Here is a 10,919-nt window from a genome sequence, read left to right as displayed (position 1 = left end):
GCACCGGACCCTGTCCGACTCTGGAGCGCCAGGCCCGGGTTGCACGGACTCTTCCTACTGAAAGTAGGACGTGCTCTGGTAGCACCACTGACGCCTGACGAGGAATCCCTCCCTCGCGACGAGAAGTACAGTACCAGCTCCGTGATCATCCACCGAACCGGAGGGGAACCCCGCATGACGAGCGCTCGACCCGAGGCCGGTCCGCCTGCCGCCCCGACTGCCGCTCCGTACGCGGAAGGGCGGCTGATGGACGTCCACCACCCGGCCGCCGGCACCGCCGGACCGGCTCCCGTCGTCCTGCTCTGGCACGGCAACGGCCCGAACGAGCGCGACGTGCTGCGGCCGCTGGCCCGGGAGGCCGCCGGGCTGGGGCTGCTGGTGCTCGTCCCGGACTGGAGCTCCGAGCAGCCGGACCGCGGCGGCGCCGAACTGCTCGCCTCGCTGGCCCAGGCCCGCCGGATCGCCGCCGAGCACGGCGGGGACCCGGCCCGCTTCGTGCTGGCCGGCTGGTCGATGGGCGGCCGCGAGGCGATAGCCGTGGCCACCCACCCGGACACCCCCGCCGAGCTACGGCCCGTCGCCGCCGTCGGCATCGCCTCGCACTACTCGACCACGGCCGTCACCACCGGCGAGGCCCCGCTCGACCACCTGACCGCCGGCCCGTCCCCCGTCCCGCTCTGGCTGGTCCACGGCACGGCGGACGGGATCGTGGACATCGAGCACACCCGGCGGTTGAGCGCTGCTCTGACAAAGCAGCGCTCGGCGGTACGGACCCTCGAACTGCCCACCGACCACGCCGGCGTGGTGATGACCGCCTACCACCCCGAGGCCGGCCGCTGCCTCCCGGCCACCGACGCCGACACCCTGGCCGCCGGCCGGCGGACCGCCGCCGTCCTCGCCGAGGCGGCCGGGCCGGCCTGACCTCAGTTCCCCGCCGCCGGCTCCCGCAGCCCGCCACCGCGCTCCAGGGCCTCCAGCTCGCGCTGCAGCGGCGGACGCGGGACAGCCAGGACCGGGCAGGCGGCATGCCGGACGCAGTAGGCGGTGACCGAGGGGTGCACCAGTCGGGCGAGGCGGCCGCGCTCCCGTCCGGCGCCGAGGACGAGCAGGTCACCGGGCCGGTCCGCGCACCGCACCAGCGTGTGGCCGGTGTCGCCGCGGACGGCCTGGCAGCGCAGCCGGACACCCGCGTGGCGTCCGGCGAAGGCCTCGTCGAGGGCCTGCCGCAGCCGGGCCACGGCGGCGTCGCGGCCGGCCTCGATCACCGGCGGGCACGGGGTTCGGCGGTAGCCGAGTTCGTCACCGGGCGGGGTCCAGCAGAGCACCGCGAGCACCTCGACGTCCGAGCGACGGGCCTCGGCCACCGCGCGGTGCAGCGCGGCGAGGCTGCCCAACGAGCCACTGATGCCGACCACGATCCGGCCCCCGTCCGCACCACTGTCCGTCATGGCCCGCCCTGCCTCTCCGTCCGCCCGCGCGCCCGGGTGCCCTCGCACCGGGCCGGGCCGGACCGCGCCGATTCCACCCCAGCAAAGCGGCCCGCGCCCGTACGGCCACGGGCCGTTGACGCGGCTCTGACGCGGGGCCCGTCCTTCCGTACGCGTCCCTGATGCGGCACGGGCGGAAGCAGGCTCGGGCTCGCGGCGGGCTCGGGCTCAGGAGGGCCCGGGCTCAGGAGGGCTCCGGCTGCTCCGCCTCCCAGAGGTCCGCGAACATCCGGTCCAGGTGCTCCTCCCCGATCGGCGGGACCGGCAGCGGGTGGGTGGCCTGGGCGCGGAAGCCGTCGAGCAGCAGGGCCAGGTAGCGGCGCCAGAGGTCGGGGCGCAGCTCGGTGGCGGCCGGCAGGGCGCGGCAGAGCGGGCCGAGCAGGAAGAGCAGGTCCATGGTGACGACGTCGCGGCGCATGGTGCCCTGCTCCTGGGCGCGGGCGATCAGGGCGCCGACGGTGGCGGCGTGCCCGCGGCTGATCTCGATCATCCCCGGGATGGTCGGGATGGCCTGGGTGACCAGGTCGTTGATGCCCCGGTCGGCGGCGACCAGTTCGAAGATCCGCCCGAAGTACCGTTCGAGGCCGGTCCAGGCGTCCGCGTCGGCGAGCGCCTCCTCGCCCGCGGCGGCCAGGCCGCCCCCGGCGTCCGCGAACACCTCGCCGATCAGCGCCTCGCGGGTCGGGAAGTGCCGGTAGAGGGTGGCGTTGCCGACGCCCGCCTCCTTGGCGATCTGGTCCAGCGGCACGTCCAGGCCGTGCCGGGAGAACATGTCGCGGGCGGCGGCGAGCAGGAGGTCGCGGTTGCGCTGCGCGTCACGCCGGAGCCGCCCCGGGGGGTTCGCGCTGCTCGGTGGTGCCATGCCCCCGACCCTAGCAAGCGGCGGGCGGATCCACCCCGTCCCGCCTCCGCCCCCGTCGGCCCGCTCAACTACCCTGTGGGGTTCGCGAGATGGACGGTACGCGGGCGTAGCACGGCACGCCGGCGCGAAGGGGGAGCAGGACGATGGCCACGGTGACGGAACTGCGGTACTACCCGGTGAAGGGCTGCGCGGGGGTGGCGGCCGCGCAGGCGGAGCTCACCCGGGCCGGGCTGGCCCACGACCGGGCGTTCATGGTGGTGGACGAGGAGGGCGTGTTCCGCTCCCAGCGCCGGGACCCGGTGCTGGCCACCGTCCGCCCGACGGTGGCGGAGGACGGCCGTTCGCTGACCCTGGCCGCCCCGGGGACGGAGCCGGTGTCGGTCCCGGTGGACACCGGGGGCCCGCGCCGCGAGGTGCGGCTGTTCGGCGCGCCGTTCTTCGGCATCGACCAGGGCGAGGAGGCCGCCGACTGGCTCTCCGGGGTGCTGGGCGCGCGCAGCCGGCTGGTCCGGGTGCCGCCGGAGCACGACCGGGTGACCGACGGGCTGGTCCCGGGCACCTCGGGCTACGCGGACAGCTGCGCCGTGCACCTGGTGTCGCGCTCCTCGCTGGAGTACTTCAACGAGCTCTCCGGCACTCCGCCGCTGCCGATGGACCGGTTCCGCCCGAACGTGGTGGTGGACGGCTGGTCCGAACCGCACACCGAGGACCTGGCCCGCCGGATCGAGGTGGGCGGGGCCGAACTGGGCTACGCCAAGCTCGCGATCCGCTGCGCCGTGACGATGGTGGACCAGTCCCACGGCACCAAGGCGGGCCCGGAGCCGCTGCGCACGCTGGCCCGGTACCGCCGGGCGGCGGCGGGCGGGGTGGCGTTCGGCAGCAAGTTCGCGGTGCTGCGGCCCGGCACGCTGCGGGTGGGGGACGAGCTGGCGGTGGGCGCCTGGGGGCCGTCCGAGCTCTGAGCCCGGGGGCGGCCGTAGCGACTACGGCTACGGTTACGGCCGCACGGCGGTGACCTCGGCGGGGAAGCTGGCCGAGGCCACCGTCGTGTCGGAGCGTCCGGGGACGGCCCCGGGGTGATCAGCGGACGGTCAGCAGGTCTGGTCGATCAGCGAGAACGTGGCGTAGTGGTCGCCGGTGTAGTAGTCCTCCTGGCTGGCCTGCCCGGTCACGATCCGGCGGGCGCCGCGGGTCGGGGAGCCCGGGGTGATGACGGTGTACTCGTGGTAGTAGCCGTAGGACTCGCTGGGCAGGACGCCCTCCCGGTTCTGGAAGACCACCCCGTCCTGGGAGTAGGGGAACGGTCCGCCGGAGGCGATCAGGTTGAGGGTGTCGGTGGCCTGCGACGGGAGGGCGGAGAGGCAGACCGAGCCGCTCACGTCGGCGTGCGCCTCGGTGGCGACGGCGACCGGGGCGAGGGTCATCAGGGCGACGGCGGTGACGGCGGCGGCGCGGGTCTTCCACGCGCGTAGAGTGCGAGTCATGTCCACCAGTCTGACGAGACACCGTCAGCTCCGGAAGCCCTCAGAAAAACTATTAACCAGCGAGTAACTACCCTTTACCTACGAGGACTTGAGCCGTACGCCGAGCCCCGCACCCCTCCCCCGGAGCCGTCCGCGAAACGCCCACGAACCGCCCGTCCAGCGCAAGGGTCGACCGCCATCGAACTCATGTCGGAGCTGTCCCGACCGGACCGTGCCGCATAGAGTGCCGCCTAGCCGGACGGATCACGGCGGGGCCGGGACAACCGCCGGAGCAATCACCGGAACGATCGCCGGAACGACTCTGACGGGGTGGGCATGGGTACGGGCTCGGGCACGGCACTGACGGCCCACCAGCTGATCGGCCTACTGGTGGATCCGGGCGGCTTCCGCGGCTGGGACGAGCCACCGGCCGTCGACCGGCCCGACCCCGGCTACCGCGCCTCCCTCGACCGCGCCCGCGAGCGCACCGGCCTGGACGAGGCCGTCCTCACCGGCGTCGGCTCGATCGACGGCCGGCCGGTCGCCCTCATCGCCTCCGAGTTCGGCTTCCTCGGCGGCTCGATCGGCGTCGCCACCGCCGAGCGGATCACCCGCGCCGTCGAGCGCGCCACCGCCGAGCGGCTGCCGCTGCTCGCCCTGCCCGTCTCCGGCGGGACGCGGATGCAGGAGGGCTCGGCGGCCTTCCTCTGCATGCTGCGGATCACCGCCGCCGTCCAGGCGCACCGCGCCGCCGGCCTCCCCTACCTCACCTACCTGCGCAACCCCACCATGGGCGGGGTCTTCGCCTCCTGGGGAACGCTCGGACAACTGGTCCTCGCCGAGCCCGGCGCCCGGCTCGGCTTCCTCGGCCCGCGCGTGTACGAGGAGCTGCGCGGCGTGGAACTGCCGCCGGACGTCCAGCGGGCCGAGACCCTCGCCGGCCAGGGACTGGTGGACGCCGTCGTATCGCCGCAGGAGCTGCGCGAGCTGCTCCGCCGCACCCTCGCCGTCCTCGCCGCCGCACCGCCGTCCCCTCCTACGGACCCCACCGCCTCTCCGACCCCCGCGCCCGTCCCCACTCACGGGCACCCCGACGCCTGGGACTCCGTCCTCCGCACCCGGCGCCCCGACCGCCCGGGCACCCGCGAGCTGCTGCGGCACACCGCCGAGGAGCTGGTGCTGCTGGACGCCCCCGGCGGGCGCGGCGGCGCACTGGTCCGGGCACTGGCCCTGCTCGGCGGCCGGCCCGTCCTGGTCGTCGGCCAGCAGCGGCAGACCCCCGAGCACGAGCGCCCCTTCACCGCCGCCGACCTGCGGGCCGTACGGCGCACCGCGCGCCTGGCCGAGCAGCTCGGACTGCCGCTGGTCACCGTGGTGGACACGGCCGGTGCCGAGCTGTCCGCCCAGGCCGAGCTGGACGGCATCGCGGTGGAGATCGCCCACTGCCTGACCACCCTGCTCGCGCTGCGCACCCCCGTCCTGGCCGTGCTGCTCGGCCAGGGCTCGGGCGGCGGGGCGCTCGCCCTGCTCCCGGCGGACCGGGTGATCGCCGCCGAGCACGCCTGGCTGGCGCCGCTGCCGCCGGAGGGCGCCTCGGCGATCGTCCACCGGGACGGCGCGCACGCCGCCGAGCTGGCCCGCGCCCAGGGGATCGGGGCGCACCGGCTGGCCGAGGTCGGGCTGGTCGACGAGGTGGTCCCGGAGCTACCGGACGCCGCCGAGGAGCCGGCGGCCTTCTGCGCCCGGCTCGGGCAGGCGGTCGGCGCGGCGCTCGGCGCCCTGTCGGCGACCACCGAAGCGGACCGGCTCGCGGACCGGGCCGTCCGGCACCGACGGCTGGGCGACCTCCGTTAGGACCCGCCTCCCACCTCCTGCCGCTCGGCGCGGCGGTGTGGCGCCGGTCCCGCCGCTCGGGTGTGGCGCCGGTCTCAGCGCGGGGTTGATCGTCTGTACCCACCGTGCTTCGACCGGGCCGGCGAGTGACGCCCGCCGAGCCCCGCACGGTGAGTGCGCTCACACGTGATCAACACCCACGACGGGCGGTAGTAGACGCCCTCGGAACGCCCGCGCCACTCCGACACCCCCCGCGTTCGCGCAGCTCACCCCCGCTCCGCACGCTCCGCGCGACCGCCCCTTCGAATCCACGGCGGCCCCTTCCGTACGACCGTGGGTCGTACCGAGGGGGTCTTGGCGGGGGCCGATGCCGTCTGCCAACAATGGCTCAGTCGTCAGCCGCACCGGCACCTGTCCCGCCGGTGAACGGCTTGCTGCCGGGTCACGACCCCGCGACCGTTACGGCCCCTGTCCGGCCGAGGTCCGCGGCGGGGAGTGACCCGGCCCAACCCGATTGAGGTCCTGCTCTTTATGCCCGCTTTCAAGCTCCGTATGCGTACCTCCGCCGCGATCCTCGCCGGCGCCGCCGGTCTGACCGCCCTGGGCGCGGGTGTCCTGCCCGCCACCGCGAACGCCGCCACCGCCTCCCCGCAGGCCATCGCCGCCCAGATCGTCCCGGCCAACCAGCTGGCTTCCTTCAGCCAGATCATCGCCCACGAGTCGAGCTGGAACGTGTCCGCGACCAACGCGAGCTCCGGCGCGTACGGCCTGGCCCAGGCGCTGCCGGGCTCCAAGATGGCCTCGGCGGGCTCGGACTGGAAGACCAACCCGGCCACCCAGATCAAGTGGGCGCTGGACTACATGAACACCCGCTACGGCAGCCCGAACGCCGCCTGGAACTTCTGGCAGGCCAACCACTGGTACTAAGCCGACCCCATCGGCCCACCAGCCTCCGACCGTCACCTGACCACTCCCCCTCACCCCGGGGGTCGGACAGGGACCACCGGGGTGCCCGAGAGGGCCCGGACCCGCGCGATCCGCGTGGTCCGGGCCCTCTTGTGGTTCTCCGACGCCCGTGGGCGGCGGGCTCTCGGGCTCCGACTCCTTGGGCCCCGGCTCCTTGGGCCCCGGTTCCTTGGCCCCCGGCTCGGGGACTACAGCTCGTGGACTACAGCTCGCCGGTGAGTCCGAGCAGCTCGCGCATCCGCGCGTACTTGGCGGCCAGCCGCTCGGCGGTCGCCGGGTCCAGCACGGCGAGGCGGGCCGGATCGGAGTTGTGCGCCAGGTCCGCGCGCTTGACCAGCAGCGCGCCCGGCGTGGCCAGGATGCGAGCCGTGTACTCCTCGACCGGCTCGTCCCGGCGCCGGGTGAGCGCGTCCACGATCGCCTTGGTCTCCTCCGGCAGCGCGGCCCCGGCCAGCCACTCCCGGCTCAGCCGGTCGTCCTCGACGGTGTCGTGCAGCCAGCCCGCCGCGACCTGCGCCGCGCTGCCGCCGCGCGCCGCCGCCCCGTGGGCGACCGCCGCGATGTGCTCGCCGTACGGGTGGCCGTTCTTGTCCACCTGCCCCCGGTGGGCCCGGCGCGCGATCGCCTCCACCTCGGACAGGCTCAGGTACTGGTCCTCCATCGGCTCATCGTAGGCCCGGGCGGTCGGCGTCGCTCCGGGCGGTCGGCCTCGTCCCTGGCGGTCGGCCGCGTTCCTTGGCGGTCGGCCTCGTGCCTGGCCCGCCGATCCCGCCGATCCCGCCGACGGCCCGACCCGGCTGGCGTGCCCGCGACAGACCCGTTGATCACCTCGCCGACGGCCACTGGTTTACTGCCCCGGGGGTTCATGGGCTTCGGGGGGTCACCGCGCTCGGGAGTCGGCGCCCCCGACGGGAGACCCCCGTCGCACCGGCAGATCCGCCCGAGCGATCCGAGGAACCATGCCAGCCCTGCACCCCCTGCTGTCCGCCTTCGCGCCGATCTGGGCGCTCACCGGCGTCGGCTACGTCGTCGGCCGCACCGGGCTGCTCGGGCCGCAGGCCGAGACGGTGCTCAACCGGTTCGTCTTCCACGTGGCGATGCCGGCCGCGCTGTTCCTGATGATCGCCCGCACCCCGCTGGACCGCTTCGCCAACGCCTCGATGCTCGCCTTCACCGCGGGCACGGTGGTCACGATCGGCCTCGGTCTGCTCGTCGGGCGGCTGCTGTTCCACCGCAAACCCGGCGAACTGGCCGTCGGCGCGATGGCCTCCGGCTACGTCAACTCGGCCAACCTCGGCATCCCGGTGACCATGCAGGTCCTCGGCGACGCCTCCTTCGTGGCGCCCGTGGTGCTGTTCCAGATCCTGGTGGTCACCCCCGCCGTCCTGGCCGTCCTGGACGGCGGCGCGGCCGGGCGGCGGGCGCTGCTCACCCTGCCCGTCCGCAATCCGATCCTGCTGGCCACCGCCCTGGGCGCCCTCGCCTCGGCGACCGGCGTGCACCTGCCCGCCGAGCTGAACCGTTCCTGCGAACTGCTCGGCGGCGCCGGCGTCCCGACCGCGCTGATCACCCTCGGCATATCGCTGCACAACCGCCCGCCGGCGGAGGGCCGTCCGCGCCGCACCGAGGTCGGGCTGACCGTCGCGCTCAAGACCCTGGTCCAGCCGCTGGTGGCCCTCGCCGTGGCCGGCCCGCTGCTCCACCTGCCCGCGCACCAACTGCTCACCGTGGTGCTGTTCTCCGCGCTGCCCACCGCACAGAACGTGTACACCTACGCCCGCGAGTACCGGCAGGGCATCGCCCTCGCGCGGGACGCGGTGCTCTGGTCGACGCTGGTGTCGATGGCGACGCTGTCGGTGATCAGCTGGACTCTCGGCCCCGCGTAGCCCCGGCCCTCCCTGGACACTCAGTTCTCCCGGGCGGCCGCCACCACCCCGGTCATCGCCGTCAGGAAGCGCCGGGCCGTGTCCAGCTCCGCCGGCTCGAACTGCCGCATCGCCGCGACCAGATCGCCGATCAGCCCGCCGAAGAAGCCCTCCCCCAGCTCCATCGCCCGCTCCTCCACCAGCAGCCGCACCCGGCGCCGGTCCCGCGGGTCCCGCTCGCGCCGGATCAGCCCGAGCCGCTCCAGCCGGTCCACCAGGCCGGTGGTGCCCGCCGAGTTCAGCCCCAGCGCCTCGCCGAGCCGGCCCGGGGTGACCACCTCCCCGGCCCTGGCCGCGTCCAGCAGGTGGATCAGCGCCCGCAGATCGGTCGGATGCAGACCGTTGCGAGCCGCGAACTCGGCGCCGAACAGGTCGAGTTCGACCGTCAGGCCACGCAGCAGGTGCACCAGCCGCATCGGGTCGGCAACCTCGGACACCCTGTCGTCCTTCCTCGGGGAGGGCATGTGCGACTATTCTCTCGCTCAGCGAGATACTTGTTCAGCACGATACGTGTTCAGCGTAATACTCGTTCACCGCGACACTTGCCCGGCGAGTGGTCCAGCCGGCTCGGCCGCCATCACACCACACCCGCGGAGGCCCTCATGTCCGCCCGCACCGCCCCCTTCCTCGCCGCCTACGACGCGCTGCTCGCCCGCTGGCCCGTCCCGGTCGAAGCGCTCACCGTCCGCACCGCCCACGGCACCACCCGGATCAACGCCTGCGGACCCGCCGACGGCCGCCCGCTCGTCCTGCTCCACGGCGGCGGCGCCACCTCCACCCTGTGGTTCGCCAACGCCGGTGCCCTGGCCGAAGCAGGACACCGCGTCCTCGCCGTCGACCTCATCGGCGACCCGGGCCGCAGCGTCCACGACGGCGCCGCCCTCGACGGCGTCCCCGGCCTGCTCGGCTGGCTGGACGCCGTCCTCGACGGACTCGGCGTCCAACAGGCCGACCTCTGCGGCCACTCCTACGGCGGCTGGATCGCCCTGGAGTACGCCCTGCACGCCCCCACCCGGGTCGGCCGGCTCGCCCTGCTCGACCCCACCCAGTGCTTCGCCGGCTTCCGCCCCGGCTACCTGCTGCGCGCCCTCCCCCTCCTCCTCCCCCACCGCACCCCGGCCCGCGCCCGCGCCTACCTCGACTGGGAAACCGGCACCACCCCCCGCCCCGACCCCGCCTGGCTCGAGCTCTACGCCCTCGGCTACGCCGACTTCCCCGCCTCCCCCGTCGTCACCGGCCCCCGCCCCACCCCCGAACGCCTCCGCACCCTCACCGCCCCCGTCCTCACCCTCCTCGCCGCCCACAGCCGCACCCACGACCCCCACGCCGTCGCCCGAACCGCCCGCCACACCCTCCCCCAAGCCGAAGTCGCCATCATCCCGGCCACCTCCCACCACAACCTCCCCATGGCCGCCCCCCACGACCTCAACCCCCGCCTCACCACCTTCCTCACCCCCACCCACCACCCCTGACCACGTACCCCCGCAGCATGGGAAGTCGGCCCATCCGACTTCTCACGTCCCCCCACTCAGTCGCACCAGGAGCACGGCCCGGATCCGCCACCGCATGCCGCCTATCAGTCTCCGCCGCGTCCACGCCTGCGGTCGGCCCGGCTTGATGCCCTGTGGCAGCAGCGGTTCAAACCACGTCAACTGACTGTTCGTCAGATCTCCATGTCCCGCGGAGCGTGATCGTTTAACCGCCGAGATCCACTTTCGCGACAAGCCCTCGCGCACCCGCTCGCCAGGCAGCAGGCGCTTCACAGGCGGCCAGTCGGGACAGGGAGGCGATCAGTCCGGGCGGAGCTCTTGCAGGCCTTGCGCTTGCCCCGGCCGTCGTCCCACCGGGACTGTTCGCCGGGTTTGCAGCAGATCAGGGTGACGATCGAGACCCGTCGACGGGAGCGGACATCGCTCCATCTCCCGCTCCACTTAAGCAAATTGCCACTCACTCAGCCCGGGAAGCGAGCGACTGCGGCCGGGCAGTAAGCACCACCTGATCACCGACGCCAACGGTATCCCGCTCTCCGCCCCCTGACCGGCGGGAACCGCAATGACGTCACCCAGCTCATTCCACTGCTTCAGGCACTGCCGTCCGTTCGCGGCAAGCGCGGCCGGCTCCGGCGCCGGCCCGACGCCGTGCTCGGCGACCGCGGCTACGACCACGACAAGTACCGCCGCCTGGTCTGGAACCTCGGCGTGAAGCCGCTCATCGCCCGCCGAGGCACCGAGCACGGCTCCGGACTCGGCACTCAACACTGGGTCGTGGAAGGCGCCTTCGCCCACCTGCACTGGTTCCGACGCCTGCGCATCCGCTGGGAGATCCGCGATGACATCCACGAGGCCTTCCTGAGCCTGGGTTCCATCGGGCGCCGCATTCGCCT

Annotated in this window: 11 protein-coding genes and 1 pseudogene; 7 read left to right on the top strand and 5 right to left on the bottom strand. The window is 74.2% G+C overall.

The window, feature by feature from the left end; all coding sequences use genetic code 11:
• The first annotated feature begins 174 nt into the window (after positions 1-174).
• The gene (locus ACFU7Z_RS02880) at positions 175-921 is read left to right on the top strand and encodes an alpha/beta hydrolase family protein (protein ID WP_380775569.1); all 747 of its coding nucleotides are present in this window, start codon (positions 175-177) and stop codon (positions 919-921) included.
• A gap of 2 nt (positions 922-923) precedes the next feature.
• On the opposite strand, the gene ACFU7Z_RS02875 is transcribed toward ACFU7Z_RS02880, so the two are convergent.
• Positions 924-1,448, bottom strand: coding sequence for a universal stress protein (locus ACFU7Z_RS02875; RefSeq protein WP_074004499.1), 525 nt, complete (start codon positions 1,446-1,448; stop codon positions 924-926).
• 223 nt (positions 1,449-1,671) lie between these two features.
• Positions 1,672-2,349: a TetR/AcrR family transcriptional regulator gene (locus tag ACFU7Z_RS02870; protein WP_380775568.1), complete on the bottom strand. Its 678-nt coding sequence runs from the start codon at positions 2,347-2,349 to the stop codon at positions 1,672-1,674.
• Between the two features lie 143 nt (positions 2,350-2,492).
• On the opposite strand from ACFU7Z_RS02870, the gene ACFU7Z_RS02865 reads away from it, so the two are divergent.
• The gene (locus ACFU7Z_RS02865) at positions 2,493-3,311 is read left to right on the top strand and encodes an MOSC domain-containing protein (RefSeq protein WP_380775566.1); all 819 of its coding nucleotides are present in this window, start codon (positions 2,493-2,495) and stop codon (positions 3,309-3,311) included.
• A 129-nt stretch (positions 3,312-3,440) separates the two neighbouring features.
• Here the strand turns inward: ACFU7Z_RS02865 and ACFU7Z_RS02860 are convergent, their stop codons facing one another.
• Complete coding sequence (locus tag ACFU7Z_RS02860; protein ID WP_049650667.1) at positions 3,441-3,773, bottom strand: ribonuclease; 333 nt, start codon at positions 3,771-3,773, stop codon at positions 3,441-3,443.
• Between the two features lie 375 nt (positions 3,774-4,148).
• Between ACFU7Z_RS02860 and ACFU7Z_RS02855 the strand changes: the two genes are divergently transcribed.
• Positions 4,149-5,666, top strand: a complete 1,518-nt coding sequence (locus tag ACFU7Z_RS02855; RefSeq protein ID WP_380775571.1) for a carboxyl transferase domain-containing protein — start codon at positions 4,149-4,151, stop codon at positions 5,664-5,666.
• 531 nt (positions 5,667-6,197) lie between these two features.
• On the top strand, positions 6,198-6,572 hold the full coding sequence (locus ACFU7Z_RS02850; RefSeq protein ID WP_241853055.1) for a transglycosylase SLT domain-containing protein: 375 nt from the start codon (positions 6,198-6,200) through the stop codon (positions 6,570-6,572).
• A gap of 241 nt (positions 6,573-6,813) precedes the next feature.
• Here the strand turns inward: ACFU7Z_RS02850 and ACFU7Z_RS02845 are convergent, their stop codons facing one another.
• The gene (locus ACFU7Z_RS02845) at positions 6,814-7,272 is read right to left on the bottom strand and encodes an HD domain-containing protein (protein ID WP_380775565.1); all 459 of its coding nucleotides are present in this window, start codon (positions 7,270-7,272) and stop codon (positions 6,814-6,816) included.
• Between the two features lie 298 nt (positions 7,273-7,570).
• Between ACFU7Z_RS02845 and ACFU7Z_RS02840 the strand changes: the two genes are divergently transcribed.
• Complete coding sequence (locus ACFU7Z_RS02840) at positions 7,571-8,497, top strand: AEC family transporter (protein WP_049659344.1); 927 nt, start codon at positions 7,571-7,573, stop codon at positions 8,495-8,497.
• A 20-nt stretch (positions 8,498-8,517) separates the two neighbouring features.
• Here the strand turns inward: ACFU7Z_RS02840 and ACFU7Z_RS02835 are convergent, their stop codons facing one another.
• The gene (locus ACFU7Z_RS02835) at positions 8,518-8,952 is read right to left on the bottom strand and encodes a helix-turn-helix domain-containing protein (RefSeq protein ID WP_049659353.1); all 435 of its coding nucleotides are present in this window, start codon (positions 8,950-8,952) and stop codon (positions 8,518-8,520) included.
• A gap of 186 nt (positions 8,953-9,138) precedes the next feature.
• On the opposite strand from ACFU7Z_RS02835, the gene ACFU7Z_RS02830 reads away from it, so the two are divergent.
• Positions 9,139-10,008 (top strand): alpha/beta fold hydrolase, encoded by an 870-nt coding sequence (locus ACFU7Z_RS02830; protein WP_380775563.1) that lies wholly within the window; start codon positions 9,139-9,141, stop codon positions 10,006-10,008.
• 490 nt (positions 10,009-10,498) lie between these two features.
• Positions 10,499-10,896, top strand: a pseudogene (locus ACFU7Z_RS02825) (transposase); the annotation flags it as partial.
• Between the last annotated feature and the right edge of the window lie 23 nt (positions 10,897-10,919).

This window comes from Kitasatospora sp. NPDC057518, from assembly GCF_042802075.1.
Classification (GTDB): domain Bacteria; phylum Actinomycetota; class Actinomycetes; order Streptomycetales; family Streptomycetaceae; genus Kitasatospora.
This window is presented reverse-complemented; position numbering and strand designations above follow the sequence as displayed.